Origin of the sequence: Blautia glucerasea (assembly GCF_013304385.1) — a bacterium.
GTDB lineage: Bacteria > Bacillota > Clostridia > Lachnospirales > Lachnospiraceae > Blautia_A > Blautia_A ammoniilytica.
Map to the genome: position 1 here is coordinate 1 of NZ_JAAITU010000001.1, position 18,557 is coordinate 18,557.

The window sequence follows — 18,557 nt, forward strand, 5'->3', positions numbered from 1 at the left end:
GCAGTAATGTACGGAGTTGACCAGTACTAATCGGTCGAGGGCTTGACCAAAAAGCAGGATTTCACGATTCCAAAGGATGTCAGCATGTATGTGGTTTTGAAGGTACAAAAGCATTTGAGCAGTGGACTTGGTTCATTGCTTTTTTTGTATATAAAAATTAGTTAGTTTGTAATTGTTTAGTACCCTCACCTGTTACTTCTGTTTAATAAAGAAAGAGGAAAATATGGTAGAAGACAGAATCAAAACATTGACGTCATGCAGGTTATGCCCAAGGAAGTGTGGCGTGGATCGTATACATGGGAAAACCGGATATTGTGGGATGGATGATCAAGTGAGAGTGGCCAGGGCTGCTTTGCATATGTGGGAAGAGCCTTGTATTTCAGGAAAGAAAGGTTCTGGAGCAGTATTTTTCACAGGTTGCGGATTGCGATGTTGTTTTTGCCAGAATCATAACATTGCTATTGGAAAAAGTGGAAAAATAATTACAGTAAATCGTTTAGCTGATATTTTTCTGGAACTGGAACAAAAAGGTGCAGCAAATATCAATCTTGTAACAGCCACGCAATATGTTCCGCAGGTCATAGAGGCATTGGAAAAAGCCAGGGATAAGGGATTTCATTTGCCAGTAGTATATAATTCCAGCGGATATGAAAGTATTTCTACAATAAGAAGTCTGGAAGGGTATGTGGATGTATATCTGCCGGACTTTAAGTATGCAGAGGAAGAACTTGCAGCAGATTATTCCAATGCACCAGAATATCCAACAACAGCTAAGCTGGCATTAAAAGAGATGGTCAGACAGACTGGTGACTGCGTGTTTGACAGAGATGGGTATATGATCCGGGGTACAATGGTCAGGCATTTAATATTGCCAGGGCATACAAAAAATGCCATAAAAGTGATGGAGTATCTGAAAAAAACATATGGAGATCATATATTTATCAGTATTATGAATCAATATACACCCGTGTTCAAACAGGAAAAATATAAAGAGTTGAATCGAAAAGTAACTGTAAGAGAATATGAAAAAGTATTAAATGCTGCGTTGGAATTGGGAATAAGTAATGGATTCTTTCAGGAAGGTGATACAGCAAAAGAAAGCTTTATTCCAGATTTTGATTATGAAGGGGTATAATAAAAAAAGATCTTATAAATGGAAGGAGGCCGGTACTTTCGTACCGGCGCGTATGAAAAAGAAAAATATTAAATTAAGAAAGACATAATGCTTTCTACGAATATCAATATACATTAAAGATATGTCTATATAATGACGTCGATATGAACAAAATATGAATAATTAGAATTTTTTAAAACCATGAAAAAATTTTTTTATCACATCACCATCGTAGTCATTCTTTCTGAGTATTGTCATTTGGTAGATTTCTGCACGTAGTACAAGCTAATCAGAATTTTTTCCAGGTATCTTTTTTAAAGAGAATAAGAAGAGGGAAAATCTCAAGTCTTCCTGCTAACATATCAAAAATAAGTACACATTTGGAAAAATGGGAAAACAATCCAAAGTTCTGCGTTGGGCCAACCATTTCCAGGCCTGGACCGATATTATTAAAGGTTGCTGCCACTGCAGTAAAATTCGTAGTCAGATCAAAATTATCTATGCTGATCAGCAAAACAGATAATCCAAAAACTAACACATAGACGAAAAGAAAAATATTGGTAGTTCGTACCACTTCATGAGGGATTGCTTTTCCGTCCATTTTGACCTTTTTGACTGCATTGGGATGTAGACAAAGGGTTAATTCTTTACGGGCAGTTTTACACAATATGATAAGTCGGGATACCTTGAAGCCACCACCGGTACTTCCAGCACAGGCGCCGATAAACATAAGTAAAACCAAAATAGTTTTCGACAGGGCAGGCCATTGATTAAAATCAGTAGTGCTATATCCGGTTGTGGTTATAATTGAACCCACTTGGAAAGCTGACTGTTGAAATGCAGTGCCTATGTTCTGAAACAGATGTTTTGTGTTCAGGGCAATTATAATAGTAGAAAATGCAATGATCCCTAGATAATATCTTACTTCTTCGTGTTTGAAAGCCTGCGTAAATTTGCGTGTGAGGAGTAAGAAATACACATTAAAGTTAATACCAAACAGGATCATGAAAATGGTAACAATCACCTGGATGTAAGTACTATAGCCAGCTATACTGCTGTTTTTTATGCCAAAACCTCCTGTACCTGCAGTTCCAAAGGTAATACATAAGGTATCAAATAATGGCATTTTACCAATCAGTAAAAGAAGAATCTGTAACAGTGTCATGCCAAGGTAAATAGTATAAAGGATTTTGGCAGTAGACTGTACTTTGGGAACCAGACGGTTTACGGAAGGACCAGGGCTTTCCGCTTTCATAAGGTTCATATGATATCCTCCGGTTAAAGGGAGCAGGCATAGTATAAATACAAGTACGCCCATGCCACCGATCCAGTGTGTAAAACTTCTCCAGAAAAGCATACAATGGGATAAAGCTTCCACATCAGAAAGAATACTGGATCCTGTTGTTGTAAAACCGGAAACTGTTTCAAACAATGCATCTACAGGATCCGGAATGCTTCCACTTATAACAAAGGGAGCGGCACCTGCAATACTAAGAATCAGCCAGCTTAGAGCTACTGTAACAAAGCCTTCTTTTGCATGGAACACTTTATTTCCTGTCTTTTTTATAGTAAGCAAGAAACCAATGATCAGACAGATGACCATTGTGATCAGAAATGCAAATCCGGACTGCTCTTGATAGATCAGTGCTGTGATGCAGGGAAGCAGCATAAAAACGGCCTCCAGCTTCAGAATAGAACCGATAATGTAAGCAATGATTGAATAATTCATAACAGCTGTACTCCTTTACCGATCCAGGATGTCACTGATATCGCAGAGACCTTTATTAGTTGTTACAATGATTACAGTATCACCAATCTGGATCGTATCTTGACCTCTTGGAATACGAACCATGCCGTTTCGATGAAGACAGCCTACAAGAAGATTCTTTTTAAGATTCAGTTCAGACAGAGTCTTGCCTAAAACAGGACAATTTTCACGGATCACAAATTCCAGGGCTTCGGCTTTACCATCCAGGATATGATAAAGAGTTTCTACATTACTGCCAATGGAATTTCGCATAGCGCGAACATACTGTAGAATATGATCCGCTGTGATATATTTGGGATAGATCACACTGCCGATTTCGAGGGAATCTATTACATCATCAAATGCCAGACGGTTTACTTTTGCTACAAGCTTCCCATCAGAAATACTTTTAGCAAAAAGAGACAGAAATACATTTTCTTCATCAAAATTGGTAAGTGCTACAAAGGATTCCACATCAGCAAGTCCTTCTGACATAAGAAGTGGCTTTGATGTCCCGTCTCCATTGATGATCGTGGCATTGGGTAAAAGGTCACTGAGTACTTCACAACGTTCTTTGTTCTGCTCAATAATTTTTACATTGATCTTCATAGAAAGTAGTGCTTTAGCCAAATAATAGGAAATAGTGCCACCACCTACAATGATAGTATTTTTTACCTGATGTGTTTTTAAACCAATCTTTTTGAAAAACATGGCTGCATTTTGAGGAGTTGCCAGTATGGATACCATGTCTCCATCATGAATCACATGATTACCTCCGGGAATGGCCATGCCTGAACGGCTTTCAATAGCACATATCAGGATATCACAGCGAAATGTATCAGCAAAACGTGAAATCTGCATTCCGTCTAGTCCAAATTCTGGAAGGACTTTGAATTTCAGAAGTTCTACGCGGCCACGTGCAAAGGTATCAATCTTGATGGCTGAAGGAAAGCGCAGCAGTCTGTAGATTTCTTGGGCTGCAGCTAATTCCGGATTAATGATCATGGTAACACCGAGACGTTCTTTAATGAAGCTGATCTCATCACTGTAGATAGGATTACGTACACGGGCAATGGTGTGGCAATGTCCGGTTTTCTGGGCAATTAGGCAACAAAGAAGATTTAATTCATCAGAAGCCGTAACAGCGATAAGAAGATCGGCTGTTTCAATACCTGCTTCCATCAGGGTATTAATGCTGGCTCCATTACCAATCACATACAATGCATCAATATCATCAGATATTGAGTTGATCTTGTCAGCAGAAATATCGATCAGTGTTAGGTCTGTATCTTCTTCTTGTAATTGTTCAGCAAGGGTGCGTCCTACTTTGCCGCATCCAACAATAATGATTTGCATAATTCCTCCATATTTGTATCATGTAATATGATATATTGAAAATACCCACTTTATTATATCACTGTTGCTGTGGTTTTGAAACCGTATTTTTATAAGTCGGGTAGTATATAACAGTATATCAGCTGGGAGATGACTCCCACCTCTATAGGTGGTGAGCAACAAGCTGGTATCAGTGGAGGGAGTCAATCCCCCAGCTGATATAGCCTCCGGCAGGATTGCAGAGGTGCGCAGGAGAAATATGTCATGCAATTGCATGACGCGCACCTCGCAGCAAGAATGCCGAGGCATTCTTGAATATAATTTTGAGAATGAGTGCATCAAAGCAAACAGCACCGCAGGTGCGATGCTGTTTAAAATAAGAATAAGATATAACGAAGTATCCTGATTTATGAATTGCATTCCTTACATGAAGCAGTACAAGGGTTGTCAAAGCTTGGATTAAATGCATAGAAATTTTTTGCATCCAGGTTTTCTTGAATGGAACGAAGTGCTTCACCAAAACGCTGAAAATGCACTACTTCTCTTGCACGAAGAAACCGAATCGGATTTGCGATTTCCGGCGTGTTACCTACAACGCGAAGAATGTTGTCATATGTGGCGCGTGCTTTTTGTTCCGCTGCAAGGTCTTCAAAAAGATCGGTGATAGGATCTCCTTTACTTTGAAATTCGCAAGCATTAAAAGGGATTCCACCAGCTGCTTGCGGCCATATGCCTACGGTATGGTCAATATAATATGCTCCTAAACCGTACTTTTCGATTTCTTCCATAGTAAGATCTCGAGTGAGCTGATGAACGATGGTGGAGACCATTTCTAAATGGGCCAGTTCTTCAGTTCCAATGTCGTTTAAAACGGCTGTTGCCATTCGATTTGGCATTGTAAAGCGCTGGGACAAATATCTAAGTGATGCACCAATTTCTCCATCCGGGCCACCATATTGACTCATGATATACTGCGCAGCCTTAGCATTTGGTGTGGTAATGTTTACAGGGTACTGTAGTCTTTTTTCATAATTCCACATACTTGCTCACACTCCTTCCTTTTCCCATGGGAATGGCTGATCCATCCAGTTCCAGACAGTGCTGGTGTCCATAGAAGCATCATCTACTGTGAGGGGGCCGTAGGTCCGAGCATATTCTGCCATTAAATTTTTACGACATGAAACTGCCTCTTGGTAATAAGAAAGAGCTTTCTGGTCATGAGGATGGGTATCCAGATAAAGAAGAATATCGTTTACAGTAAAACTGTTTTCGTTAATTTTGTTTAAAAGCCTGGATCTGTCTTGATTTTTAGAACAATTCATCTGCAGCCACCTCTCTTTCCGCAAAATGGTTTGCAAAGTTGTGGGAAAATGGTACCTGCTTGTAAAGCATACCCTGGTTCATAAACAGAAGACATTTGTTGATCAGGAACATAAGCCATTGTAACTGGAAGATGTTGAAGATGCTGAAACATTTCACAAATGTTTTCTGAAGGTTTGGGCATAGGGCAGGATTTTTTGAATGAAGGTGTATTTGAACAGAAATTATTGTTGGAATCATCTGAGTGAATGGGCATAGGCGTCTGGTTCATCATTCCGCAGGTTCGCTGGTAGGGACGACAGCAGGGACGCATAGAAGAATTTCGTTCCATATAGATGTCCTTTCTGAATAATAACAACGGTTACCATATAGCTTATGAGAAAACATGAAAAATGGTTATTAAGCAACAGAATGGTCATACTTCAGGAAAGACAGATATGGAACGAAAAAAGATGGTAGTGAACAGCTTCTTCTGGCACAGCTGCATTGGCTGATTGCTGATGAATATGATGAGATGAATATGATTAATAATTTTAATTGCTTTCTTTCAAAGACTGATCCATAAAATCTTTCAGGTAAATTTTAGCAGAACGGTTCATTTCCCTGGAAAAATCGGATTCATATTTACGTGTGCAAAAAGCAGACATCCAGTCCTGATAATTTTTGGCGCCGGTATGACCAGTGAACATATCCTGAATTTCTTCACTTGTTTTATCCTGATATCCGTTTTCACATACCATATGGGAAAGGGAAAAACGATCAGGCTTTGGCCTGGTCTGCTGCTGTGCAGTTGGATAACCAAGAACAAGCATGCATGCAGGATATACATATTCTGGGATATTAAGCAGGGCTTTTACATCCTCGGCATTTTCCATAATATCACCAATATAACAGGAGCCAAGGCCCAGGCTTTGGGCAGCAGTTACTGTATTTTGAGCAGCAATGAGCGCATCCTCAATAGAAAGGAAAAGATCTCCAGGTCCTGGATCTCTTGGGATAAGTCCGGCTTCTCTATAGAAAGACAGCCATTTGCGGCAATCTGCACAAAAAATCAGAACAACAGGTGCATTGGCAATAAATGTCTGATGATCGCAAAGAAAGGAAAGCCGTTCTTTTTTTGCTTGATCTGTGATATCCAGGATGGTGTACAAAAGCTGGCAACCTGCAGAGGGAGCCTGCAGAGCTGCATTTAAGATCAGCTCTTTTTCCTTTTGGGAAACTGGCTGATCTGTAAATACACGAACGGATTTTCGGGAATAAAGAGCTTTTATGATTTCGTTCATGGACAGACATCTCCTTTTTCTGAAAAAGTATTAAGAAGAGCATCAATTGAATCATGAAGATATGGCTTATATTCCTCCAGAGTAACTGGCTGAGAATACAGGATACAGCTATAGCAGGTAGATCCTACCAGTTCGATGATCGTAAAGAGGACAAGCTCCGGAGAGCGAAATGTCCTGCCGCTTAAAGCAAGCAGATTAAGAAAAGACTGATAAAAATGATAGTCTTCATCGGTTTCGGTTGTTACTTTTTCTTCAAAGGCTCCTTTAAAAATTCCCCATGCCAGATTTTTGGAAATGAAAACAAGAAGGTTATGATCCTTTTCAAGCTGTGTAAGGATATAATCTACAATAAAATGAATCTGGTCATTAAAATCTGTAAGGTGTGCCTGAAGAAGTGCTTCATGTGCATCGTAAAAAAGCTCTCCGGTTTTGTGAGAGATCAGTTTGTTGCGGATATCATATTTATCTTTAAAATAAAGATAGAAGGTACCTTTCGCAACACCAGCGCTTTCTACGATATCTGAAATCGTAGTCTTTGCAATTCCTTTTGTGGTGAAAAGATCAAAAGCTGTGGTATACAATGCGTTTTTCTTTTTTTTCTTATTTGATTCCAGTTTACTCATAAAAAAACCTCCTGGATCGGCAGATATGGAGGGAACAAAGTATATTAGGTTTGAGATGAATTCCACCTGTACAGGTAGTAAGCGGCAAAATACTATCAGTTGTTATGAATTTAAGCTGTTAGCAAGTGCCCTTATCCTTATTTTAAACAATAATGACTAAAAGTCAATAAACATAAGGGAAAATATTGGAGAAAAAGATATTGACTATTGGTCATTTTTGTTATATAACATTCCATAGATTAAAACATGACCGTTGGTCATAAAAATTATAAAGGCAGATAAAGACAAAGTGATTAGCAGAAACAAAACAGAAAGGAAGTTGTAGAATCATGAATCGTAATAGAAGAATTGCAACAGTAACCGTAGCAGCAGGAATGGCAGCTGTACTTACTGCAGGAACTGTAATGGCTGCACAGGAAACAGGTGATCAGATTAGCAAAGAAGAAACAGTATATGTAAATGCAGGTGCAGATGGAGCAGTTACGGATGTAACTGTATCTGACTGGCTGAAGAATTCAGGAACGACAAAGGGCGAACTTACAGATACTTCTGATCTGTCAGATATTAAAAATGTAAAGGGTGATGAGACTTTCCAGCAGGATGGAGAGAATGTGACCTGGAATACAGATGGCGATGATATTTATTATCAGGGTAAATCAGATAAAGATCTGCCGGTTTCCGTGTCTATTAAATACTATTTGGATGGCACAGAAATTAAGCCTGAAGAACTGGCCGGCAAGACAGGACATCTTCGTATGGAAGTAACTTATACTAATAATGCAAAACAGACAAAAAAGATTGATGACAAAGATGTTGATATTTATTCACCTTTTGTTATGATGACCGGCATGATCCTTCCTGGTGATAATTATACGAATGTAACTGTAGATAATGGAAAGGTTATCTCTGATGGAGATAAAGAAATGGTTGTAGGTGTGGCAATTCCTGGATTAAAGGAAAGCCTGGATCTGTCCAGTGATCTGTCTGACAAGATTAATATTCCGGAAAGCTTTACAATGGAAGCAGACGTAACAAATTGTCCGGTAAAATCTACTTATACCGTTGCGCTTACTGATCTTCTTAAGGATTTTGATTTCAGTGACAATGAAGATCTGGATGAATTAAAGGATAACCTGAACGATCTTGATGAAGCAGCATTGAAGCTGGTAGATGGAACAAGTGATCTGTTCGATGGAGTTGATACACTGGATGAGAAATACAAAGAGTTTGCAGATGGTATTTCTACTTTGCAGGATGGAGTAGGAGAACTGTCAGAGGGGGCTGGTACACTTTCTGATGGCATCAGTTCTTATACATCTGGTGCAGATACACTGGCAAGCGGTGTACAGCAGTATACCAAGGGAACGAACACATTGGCAAGCGGTGTACAGAAGTATACAAAAGGTGTGGATACTGTAAACGATAATATGGGAGACTATGCAAAAGGCATAAAAACACTTACAAAAGGTGTGAATGCTTATGTAAAGGGTGGTAATCAGCTGGCTTCAGGTGTAACTGCTTATGTTAATGGAGCACAGACACTTACAAAAGGGGTTTCACAATATACAGAAGGCGTGGATACCCTCGCAAATGGAACAAAGGCTTATGTAGGCGGTATCAAACAGCTGGTACAGGGAATCGGACAGCTGGTACCTGGAATTAATACAGCAGTACAGGGCATTACGAATGCAGCACAGCTGTTAAACAGTGTTGCAGAGGATGTGGCAAAGCTTGAAAATCCACAGGCAATGATCCAGGGATTGGAAACTTATGTATCTGGTGCAGCTGGGGTTGCGGCAGGAACTACAAACTACATGAATAATGCAGGTGTTGTTGCAGATAATCTGGCGAATCTGCAGCAACAGAGTGCAGGACTTGGCACCACTGCAGATACTGCAAAAAAAGCAATTGGAACTGTACAAAGCACATTGACAGACGTAATGACAGAAAGCGGTAAAGCTGCCAAGGTAATGGCTGATGCAGCAAGCCAGCTTTCCGCATCTGGTGCAGCAGGTCAGTCTGCCGCTACTGTAGATACACAATCAGTAACGGCCAGCACAGCAGCTGTCAGCCAGGATCTGGGAAATGCACAGACGCAGATTGCTAGTCTGCAAAGTGCTCTTGCTGGAGCTGAGATGGACGAGGCGACTAAGGCCAATCTGAATGCTATTTTAAGTGGAATTAGTGGCAGTGTTGGAAGTGCACAGACCAATCTTGGCGCTGTAGATCAAAATGCCCAGGCAGTAGCTGCAAGTGCAAATGAAGCTGTTAATTCTGCCAATGCCCAGACCACATCTGCCAATGCTGCTGCATCTACAGTAGCAGAACTGGCAGGTCAGCTGAGTACAGAAGCAGGTAATCTGAACAAGAAGATATCTGATGCCCAGACAACTATTTCAGGACTTGGTCTTGAGAACATGACATCACAGCTGGATAAGCTGAAAACTCTGGAGACAGGTATTGATACACTGGCAACAGAGGCACAGGGACTGAAGAATAGTACAGATGCTGCTAAATTAAGTGCCGGAGCAGCAGGCATTACGGCACAGGCATCGGCTGTAGAGTCAGGCGTCAGTGCACTGGGTGGTCTTCTTACCAAAGCAGGAGATCTTTCTTCTGTATCGGCAGATGTAGCAAAATTAAATGCCGGTGTGAAAGATCTTACAGAAGGCAATACCAATCTGCAAACAGGATATGATACTCTTGTAAAGGCTGACACAGAAAAGCTTCTTGCAGGAGCAGACACTTTGCTGCAGAAAAGCCAGGAAGTGAATGCGGGTATCACACAGCTTCAGGGGAAAGATGATGCAAATGCAACACAGCTTCTTAAGGGAGCAAAAGCATTACAGGATGCAAAGAAGACCCTGACTGACGGAACAAAACAGATTAATAAGGCAACCGGAAAGCTTCAAAGTGGTGTAAGCCTTCTTGCATCTAATAGTGGAGCACTGTACAGCGGAGCAGGACAGCTTCTTGCTAACAGTGGTACTTTAAGCAGTGGAGCAGGACAGCTTAGTGCAAACAGCAGCAAGCTGAACAGTGGAGCCCAGGAGCTTACAGGCGGTATCGGTACCTTATCTGAGGGCGCTGCTGATCTGAAGGATGGAAGTGATCAGGTTCAGGATGGTATTGGTGAACTGAAGGACGGTGCAGAAGAACTGAAAGATGGACAGAAGGAATTTTATGATGAGGGTATCACTAAGCTGAAAGATATGGTGGATAAAGATCTGCAGGATATCCTGGATCGTCTGGAAGCAATCCAGTCGGATGAGGTTTCTTATGATTCCTATTCAGGAAAGGATTCTTCCATGAACGGAAATGTTAAATTCATTATCGAAACCGCATCCATTGATGCACCAGATGCTGAATAATCTAGTTGTTATATGCATTGCCTAAAAAAAAAGATTCTGCTATAATAAAGGAAATTTAAAGAAGAGGCTGCCGCAGGATGCGTTCTGCGACAGCCCCCGTTTTGTATGTAAAGGGTGATCTTATGGAACAATCAAAAGCAGGTACAAAGGCAGGCAGGCGCAGCAGGTCTTCTGTGCGGCGAAAAAAAAGAGCGGATTATTATGATTACAGTCTGGTTGCAGTGATCATTCTTCTGATCTGTTTTGGACTGATCATGCTGTATAGCACCAGTTCTTATATAGCACAAATGAATTATAATGATGACATGTTTTATTTTAAGAAGCAGGCATTGATCAGTGTGGGCTGTATTGTGATGGCTATCGGGATTTCTATGCTGGATTATCATCTGCTTATCAAATTGACCATGCCTCTTTATGGAGCTGCCATCCTTTTGATGGGGCTTGTTAAGACGTCTCTTGGGCATGAATCACATGGTGCTAAAAGATGGATCCAGATTGGCTCTCTTCCGCAGTTCCAGCCGGCAGAAGTAGCCAAGATCGCAGTGATCGTGTGCCTGTCCTATATGATCGTACAGATGGGCAAAACTGTTAAAACTTTAAAGGCCTGTATGGTTCTGGCAGGACTTGGAGGTCTGCAGGGCCTGGCTGCCTATGTACTCACCAGTAACTTAAGTACAGCCATTATTATTTTTTGTATTACAGCAGGTCTGATTTTTGTTGCACATCCCAAGACACGGCCGTTTATGATCGGCCTTGCCCTTATTGCTGCACTTGCAGTGATTGGTGTAATGATCCTTTCAAAAACATTGGAGACCAGTTCAAGCTTCCGTATCCGACGTATTCTTGTATGGCTGCATCCTGAGGATTATGCCAGCGGTGATGGGTATCAAACACTTCAGGCACTTTATGCCATTGGATCTGGTGGGATTTTCGGACGTGGCCTTGGTAACAGTATTCAGAAGCTGGGGAGTGTACCTGAGGCTCAGAATGATATGATTTTTTCCATTATCTGCGAGGAACTGGGGCTTTTTGGGGCTTTACTGGTATTGGTCCTGTTCGGATATCTTTTGTATCGTCTGTTTTTCATTGCACAGAATGCACCGGATCTTTTCGGAAGTCTTCTTGTAACAGGCATTTTTATACATATTGCATTGCAGGTTATCTTTAATATTGCAGTTGTGCTGAATCTGATGCCGAATACAGGAGTTACGCTGCCTTTTATCAGCTATGGGGGAACTTCCATTATGTTCCTTATGATAGAGATGGGACTGGCCCTTAGCGTGGCCAGAAAGATCAGGTTTCTGGAACCGGAATTTATCATGTAAAAAGTCTTGACATATACTATCACAGATTATATACTCCATGCTAAAGGCAATATCTTTTAAAGGAGACAAAGAAATGTTAGAAAGAATGAGAGAAATGATCGCTGAGCAGCTGAACTGCGAGGCAGAGACAATTACTGCTGATACCTCTTTTAAGGATGATCTGGGAGCAGATTCACTGGATCTGTTTGAACTGGTGATGGCACTGGAAGATGAATACAATCTTGAGATTCCTGCAGAAGAGCTGAATGATCTGAATACTGTAGGCGATGTGATAGAATATCTTAAAGACAGAGGCGTGGATGCGTAATTTATTTAATCTCCCCGAGGCGTAAGGCTTCAGGGAGAATTTTTGTGTAACAGGCAATTACTCTATAATGCTCCTATTACACAGTAATGATCATATTACACAAAGCATAAAAAAAGCCTGGTGACAGGAAACTTTTTTGCAGGTTCGCTAATTGAAAAATGATACTTCTCTGGTTATAATAAGGACGCAGCAATGAGAAGACAGATCCTGGAAGCAGGGAGGTAATTTTATGAATGGTTCATACGAAGAAAAGATTGGTTTCCTGAGAAATGTAGTTGACAGGAGCAAATACATGGTATGCCTATTTGGTGTTGGTATCGGCTCTGGCTGTGGCTGCACAAATTACCGTAATGAGGAGGATGCTTATGATATTGAGGCAAAATACGGGTATTCTCCTGATGAGATGTTCAATGTGACTTTTTTCAATACAAGGGTAGAACAGTTTTACCAGTTCTATAAGAAGGATATGATCAGTAATCTGGGTACTATGGACGAAGGACTGTACTGTTTGAAAAGACTGGAGGATGCAGGGAAGCTGAAGTGTATCATCACGAGAGATATTTTTTCGCTTGCCAGACGGGCAGGATGCCAGAATGTATATGAACTCCATGGTAGTGTATATAAGAATACATGTCCCCATTGCGGCAGGGAGTATCCGCTGGAGTATATCCGTGATTCCAAGGGGGTTCCGGTATGCGAAGACTGCGGATCTGTGATACGCCCGGGAGTGTCTATGGTAGGAGAGATCGTTGATAATGGGCTGATCTCACTGGCAGCAGAGGAAGTGCGTAAGGCAGATACACTGCTGGTATTGGGCTGTAATCTGAAAGCATCCCTAACAAATACGTTCCTTCGGTATTTCCAGGGAAATGAACTTGTTCTGGTAAATGACCGTGAGCACTTTGCAGATAATCGGGCAGACCTTGTGATTCACGGAAATCCTATGGACATTCTGAAGCATTTGGGAGTATAATTTAAGATGCCGGAAGGCATTTTCGGAATATTGTGTAACTGTTTGGCATGCATAAATAGCCACAGTGTCAGGCGGTTACAATATCATTAAGAAAACAGGAGAAAAAACATGAGTAAGATTCGTACCAGATTTGCACCAAGCCCTACAGGAAGGATGCATGTGGGTAATTTAAGAACCGCATTATATGCATACCTGATCGCAAAACATGAGGGTGGTGACTTTATTTTAAGAATAGAGGATACAGACCAGGAAAGATATGTGGAAGGAGCTGTAGATATTATTTACCGCACCTTGAAAAAAACAGGGCTTCTTCATGATGAAGGACCTGATAAGGATGGGGGTGTAGGCCCTTATGTACAAAGTGAGCGACAGGCATCAGGACTGTATTTAAAATATGCACAGCAGCTGGTAGAGCAGGGCGATGCATATTATTGTTTCTGCAAAAAAGAAGAACTGGAAAACATGAAACGTGTAGTAGCCGATAAGGAGATTTCCATTTATGACAAACGGTGTCTACGGCTTTCAAAAGAAGAGGTGGAGCGCCGTCTGGCAGCAGGAGAGCCTCATGTGATCCGTTTCAATATGCCTACAGAAGGCACCACCACGTTTCACGATGTAATCTATGGAGATATTACTGTAAATAATGAAGAACTGGAGGATTTGATCCTGATCAAGTCTGACGGATATCCTACCTACAATTTTGCAAATGTAGTAGATGATCATCTGATGGGGATCACCCATGTGGTAAGAGGAAATGAATACCTTTCTTCAGCACCAAAGTACAACAGGATTTATGAAGCCTTTGGCTGGGAGATCCCGGTTTATGTACACTGTCCGCTGATTACAGACGAAACACATGCGAAGCTTTCCAAGCGTTCAGGGCATTCCTCTTATGAGGATCTTCTGGATGCAGGCTTTGTATCAGAGGCAATTGTGAATTATGTGGCACTTCTTGGATGGAGTCCTCAGGATAACGAAGAGATCTTCTCCTTACAGGAGCTGATCGAGAAGTTTGATTATCATCATATTAACAAATCTCCGGCAGTATTTGATATGGGCAAGCTTCGCTGGATGAACGGAGAGTATATCAAGAAAATGGATCCGGAAGTATTCTATGAGAAAGCACTTCCTTATATGAAACAGGTGCTGACCAAAGATTTTGATTTCCACAGGATCGCAGGAATGGTACAGACAAGGATCGAAGTATTCCTGGATATTCCGGAACTGATCGATTTCTTTGAGAGCGTGCCGGAGTATGATGCTTCCATGTACCGTCACAAAAAAATGAAAACAACAGAAGAATCTTCACTTTTGGTATTACAGGAGGTTCTGCCAGTATTGGAGGCACAGGAGGAATATACCAATGATCCTCTGTATGAAGCTTTAAGTGCATTCGTAAAAGAAAAAGGCTATAAGAATGGTTATGTGATGTGGCCGCTGCGTACTGCTGTTTCTGGAAAGCAGATGACACCAGCCGGAGCTACCGAGATCATGGAGATTATCGGCAAGGAAGAAACCTTGAAAAGAGTAAAGGCTGCCATTGAAAAGCTTAGCAGCGTTACAGCACAGGTATGATCTTCTGAAAAAAGAATGAAAAGAAATCTATCTCAACAACGGGCGATCGCCCACCTGTCAGGACCTATGATGGTTCTGGCAGGCCCCGGTTCGGGGAAAACCTCAGTGATTGTAGAACGAACAGCGTATATGGTCAGGGAGAAGGGGATATCTCCATCTTCCATACTTGTTGTGACCTTTTCCAGGGCTGCTGCAAAAGAAATGCAGGAACGCTTTCTGGAATTTATGGGCATTACAAAAAGCCAGGTTACTTTTGGCACTTTTCACGGGGTGTTTTACGGCATTTTAAAGCAGGCATATGGGCTTGGTCCGGGAAATATACTTACAGAAGAAGAAAAATACGGAATCTTAAAAGAACTGGTTCTGGAATACGGAGAAGATATGTCTGGAGAGGGGGACTTTCTGGAGGATATTGCAAAGGAGATCAGTGTGATCAAGGGAAACCGGATTTCTCCGGAGCATTACTATTCTTCCAGCTGTCCAGATGAAGTATTCCGACAGATCTATCAGGGGTATAAGAAAAAACTTCAGGCAAAACGAAAACTGGATTTTGATGATATGCTTCTGTACTGCTATGAATTGTTTATACAAAGGCAGGATATCCTTAAGGCATGGCAGAAGAAATTTCGTTACATTATGGTTGATGAGTTTCAGGATATTAACCATCTTCAATACGATATTGTACGGATGCTGGCAAGGCCAGAAGACAATCTTTTTATTGTAGGAGATGATGACCAGTCAATTTATCACTTCCGTGGTGCTAGGCCTGAGATCATGCTAAATTTTAAGAAGGATTATCCAAAGGCTGACCAGGTGCTTCTTGATGTAAATTACCGGTGCAGCGGCAATATTCTTTCTGCTGCAATGCAGTTGATCGGAAATAACCGGAAACGGTTTGCAAAAAAGCTGACAACACCAAATGAATCCGGCAGACCGGTAGGGATCAGGGAATTTCAAAATCCAAGAGAAGCTTATCTTACTTTAGCTGCAGAACTGAAGAAACGGTTGGAAAAAGGAGAAAATCTGGAAGACACAGCAATACTTTTCAGGACAAATCAGGAAGCAGAGATGCTTGTAGGGATTCTGATGGAATATCAGATCCCATTTACCATGAAAGAACAGCTTCCTAACCTGTTCAGACACTGGATCTGCCGTGATTTTCTTACTTATCAGGAAATGGCAAAAGGAGATCTTAGCCGTAAAAACTTTCTGCAGGTTATGAACAGGCCTAACCGGTATATTGCAAGGGATGCGCTGGAAGCCCCTGATATAGATTTTCAAAAGCTGAAGGCATATTATAAAGATAAAGACTGGATGTGTGACAGGATCACAACTCTGGAAACCCATCTTCGCATACTGAAAACCTTGCCTCCTTATGCAGCTGTGAATTTTATCCGAAAAGGGATGAAGTATGATGAATATCTGCAGGATTTTGCGGCATTTCGAAAGCTCCGGCCGGAAGAATTCATGGAAGCGGCAGACCGGATCCAGGAAACTGCCATGCAGATGAAAAACCTGGACGAGTGGAAAGAGTATATGGAAGCATACACGGAAAAGCTGAGGGAGCAGGCAAGAAAACAGGATCGGAAAAAAGAAGGTGTTACATTATCCACCCTTCACAGGGTAAAGGGACTTGAGTATGACCGTGTATTAATTATGAACGTGAATGAGGACAGTATGCCTTATAAAAAAGCAGTGTTGGAAGAAGCTGTAGAAGAGGAAAGGCGGCTTTTTTATGTAGGGCTTACCAGAGCGAGAAAGGAACTGACTTTGTGTTATGTACGAAGGCAGTTTGAAAAAGAAAGACAGCCATCCAGATTCCTGGCCGAGGCAGGATTTTTGGAGGAGAAAAGCAGGTACTAAAAGCAAAAGACCTGCATATATTGTTATTGTTAAAGAGGTGATAGAAAATAGACGCAAATCAGATACAGAACCTGTTTCCTGGAAATATTCGAAGGCTGCTTGTAGATGCCAGACTGGATTATGAAAAATTGTATGAGATCCGGCTGCGTGTGGGAAGACCCTTATTTGTTTCCTATGACGGTGGAGAATGTTTCCTGCGAAAACAGGGAGAAGAACAGTACCTGGTTACCCGTGAGGATCTTAAAGAAACTATGGAGCACGTCAGCGGATATTCGCTGTATGCTTATGAGGATGAGATCCGGCAGGGATTTTTAAGTGTACAGGGTGGACACAGGGTAGGAGTAACAGGAAAAGTGATCCTGGACGGAAATCAGATCCGTGGGATGAAATACATTTCCTGTATTAATGTACGGCTGGCACACCAGGTACTTGGGTGTGCTGATCCGGTCATGCCTTATATCCAGAAGAATACCTGGGTGGCACATACATTGATCGTTTCGCCGCCAAGATGCGGAAAAACAACTTTGTTAAGAGATATTATACGACAGTTAAGTAATGGCAGGGAAGGTATACCTGGACTGACCGTTGGTGTGGTGGATGAACGAAGTGAACTGGCAGGCTGTTATCAGGGGATTCCTCAGAATGATCTGGGACCAAGAACTGATATCCTGGACGGATGTCCCAAAGTAGAGGGAATGCAGATGCTGATCCGCTCTATGTCACCTTCTGTTGTGGCAGTGGACGAGCTGGGAAAAGAAGACGATTATAAGGCAGTTGAGTCTGTGATCCATTGTGGCTGTAAACTGATCGCCACTGCTCACGGCGATTCCATGGAGGATGTGCTGGAGCAGCCTTTATTCCGGAAATTGTGGAAAGACCGGGTTTTTCAGAGATATATTCTTCTTGGCACAGGGGAACATGCAGGCATGATCCAGGGAATATATGACAGGAATGGAAATTTATGCTGAAAGATGCAGGATTGATTCTGATGGTTCTGGCAGGTGTAGGATTGGGCTTTTCCGGTTCCTGCCGTCTTACTCAAAGACTGGAAGCACTGAATATGTGTATGCAGATGACGGTTTATCTAAAGGGTGAGATACGCTACGGAAGATTGTCTCTAAAAGAGGCTTTTGCAGATGGAGCGAATAAGCTTTCCGGGGAATACAGGGGCTTTTTTCTGGCAGTAAGCAGGGAACTGGCGCAAAATACTGAAAAGACATTTGCACAGATTTTTGCAGAGTGTGGGGAACAGTATCTGGGAAGACTGGAACTGACCCGGGAAGAGCAGGAAGAATTTCTGATTCTTGGCAGCAGGCTGGGATATCTGGATGTGGAAATGCAATGCAGGCAGCTTGAATTGTATGAAAGCAATCTGATACAGCACATTCAGGAAGTGCGGGCACAGATTCCTGCAAAAAAGAAAGTGTATCAGAGTCTTGGACTGCTTGGAGGGCTTCTGGCAGCAGTGCTGGTCTGGTAGAGGGAATGAAAGGAGGAGACCTTGGAGGTCAGTATTATTTTTAAAATTGCTGCAGTTGGGATCCTGGTCTCCGTGCTGTCCCAGGTGCTGAAACACAGCGGCAGGGATGAACAGGCATTTCTGGTTAGCCTGGCAGGACTTCTGGTTGTTTTATTCTGGATCGTACCTTATATATATGAACTGTTTGACAGTATCCGGCAATTGTTTGAACTTTAGTAACTGTCCAGCAGTTTGTTTCTGG

Annotated in this window: 17 protein-coding genes; 10 read left to right on the forward strand and 7 right to left on the reverse strand. The window is 41.7% G+C overall.

The window, feature by feature from the left end:
* Positions 1–223: 223 nt before the first annotated feature.
* Positions 224–1,135, forward strand: a complete 912-nt coding sequence (locus G5B11_RS00010; RefSeq protein ID WP_158421556.1) for a radical SAM protein — start codon at positions 224–226, stop codon at positions 1,133–1,135.
* A gap of 268 nt (positions 1,136–1,403) precedes the next feature.
* Here the strand turns inward: G5B11_RS00010 and G5B11_RS00015 are convergent, their stop codons facing one another.
* From G5B11_RS00015 to G5B11_RS00045, 7 genes are all read right to left on the reverse strand, one after another.
* Positions 1,404–2,843, reverse strand: coding sequence for a TrkH family potassium uptake protein (locus G5B11_RS00015; RefSeq protein WP_158421555.1), 1,440 nt, complete (start codon positions 2,841–2,843; stop codon positions 1,404–1,406).
* Positions 2,844–2,858: 15 nt separating this feature from the next.
* Positions 2,859–4,217 (reverse strand): Trk system potassium transporter TrkA, encoded by a 1,359-nt coding sequence (gene trkA, locus G5B11_RS00020; RefSeq protein ID WP_158421554.1) that lies wholly within the window; start codon positions 4,215–4,217, stop codon positions 2,859–2,861.
* A 386-nt stretch (positions 4,218–4,603) separates the two neighbouring features.
* On the reverse strand, positions 4,604–5,236 hold the full coding sequence (locus tag G5B11_RS00025) for a manganese catalase family protein (RefSeq protein WP_173726400.1): 633 nt from the start codon (positions 5,234–5,236) through the stop codon (positions 4,604–4,606).
* Between the two features lie 6 nt (positions 5,237–5,242).
* Positions 5,243–5,518: a spore coat protein CotJB gene (locus tag G5B11_RS00030; RefSeq protein WP_173726401.1), complete on the reverse strand. Its 276-nt coding sequence runs from the start codon at positions 5,516–5,518 to the stop codon at positions 5,243–5,245.
* Positions 5,515–5,847: a spore coat associated protein CotJA gene (locus tag G5B11_RS19375; protein ID WP_317258452.1), complete on the reverse strand. Its 333-nt coding sequence runs from the start codon at positions 5,845–5,847 to the stop codon at positions 5,515–5,517. The genes G5B11_RS00030 and G5B11_RS19375 overlap by 4 nt, the downstream gene beginning before the upstream one ends.
* Positions 5,848–6,049: 202 nt before the next feature.
* Positions 6,050–6,799: a nitroreductase family protein gene (locus G5B11_RS00040; RefSeq protein ID WP_173726402.1), complete on the reverse strand. Its 750-nt coding sequence runs from the start codon at positions 6,797–6,799 to the stop codon at positions 6,050–6,052.
* Positions 6,796–7,422 (reverse strand): TetR/AcrR family transcriptional regulator, encoded by a 627-nt coding sequence (locus G5B11_RS00045; RefSeq protein WP_173726403.1) that lies wholly within the window; start codon positions 7,420–7,422, stop codon positions 6,796–6,798. Before G5B11_RS00045 ends, G5B11_RS00040 begins: the two co-directional genes overlap by 4 nt.
* Before the next feature lie 329 nt (positions 7,423–7,751).
* On the opposite strand from G5B11_RS00045, the gene G5B11_RS00050 reads away from it, so the two are divergent.
* From G5B11_RS00050 to spoIIIAC, 9 genes are all read left to right on the forward strand, one after another.
* Positions 7,752–10,793 (forward strand): hypothetical protein, encoded by a 3,042-nt coding sequence (locus G5B11_RS00050; RefSeq protein ID WP_173726404.1) that lies wholly within the window; start codon positions 7,752–7,754, stop codon positions 10,791–10,793.
* A 122-nt stretch (positions 10,794–10,915) separates the two neighbouring features.
* Positions 10,916–12,118: an FtsW/RodA/SpoVE family cell cycle protein gene (locus G5B11_RS00055; protein ID WP_173726563.1), complete on the forward strand. Its 1,203-nt coding sequence runs from the start codon at positions 10,916–10,918 to the stop codon at positions 12,116–12,118.
* Between the two features lie 73 nt (positions 12,119–12,191).
* Positions 12,192–12,425, forward strand: a complete 234-nt coding sequence (gene acpP, locus G5B11_RS00060) for an acyl carrier protein (protein ID WP_158420577.1) — start codon at positions 12,192–12,194, stop codon at positions 12,423–12,425.
* Between the two features lie 229 nt (positions 12,426–12,654).
* The gene (locus tag G5B11_RS00065) at positions 12,655–13,398 is read left to right on the forward strand and encodes an SIR2 family NAD-dependent protein deacylase (protein WP_173726405.1); all 744 of its coding nucleotides are present in this window, start codon (positions 12,655–12,657) and stop codon (positions 13,396–13,398) included.
* Positions 13,399–13,506: 108 nt separating this feature from the next.
* A complete protein-coding gene (gltX, locus tag G5B11_RS00070; RefSeq protein WP_173726406.1) occupies positions 13,507–14,973 on the forward strand; it encodes a glutamate--tRNA ligase in 1,467 nt (488 codons plus the stop codon).
* A gap of 15 nt (positions 14,974–14,988) precedes the next feature.
* Positions 14,989–16,836, forward strand: a complete 1,848-nt coding sequence (locus tag G5B11_RS00075) for an ATP-dependent helicase (RefSeq protein WP_173726407.1) — start codon at positions 14,989–14,991, stop codon at positions 16,834–16,836.
* 47 nt (positions 16,837–16,883) lie between these two features.
* A complete protein-coding gene (gene spoIIIAA, locus G5B11_RS00080) occupies positions 16,884–17,804 on the forward strand; it encodes a stage III sporulation protein AA (protein ID WP_158420581.1) in 921 nt (306 codons plus the stop codon).
* Positions 17,798–18,316, forward strand: a complete 519-nt coding sequence (locus G5B11_RS00085; RefSeq protein WP_158420582.1) for a stage III sporulation protein AB — start codon at positions 17,798–17,800, stop codon at positions 18,314–18,316. Before spoIIIAA ends, G5B11_RS00085 begins: the two co-directional genes overlap by 7 nt.
* Positions 18,317–18,337: 21 nt before the next feature.
* On the forward strand, positions 18,338–18,532 hold the full coding sequence (gene spoIIIAC / locus G5B11_RS00090) for a stage III sporulation protein AC (protein WP_158420583.1): 195 nt from the start codon (positions 18,338–18,340) through the stop codon (positions 18,530–18,532).
* The last annotated feature ends 25 nt before the right edge of the window (positions 18,533–18,557 follow it).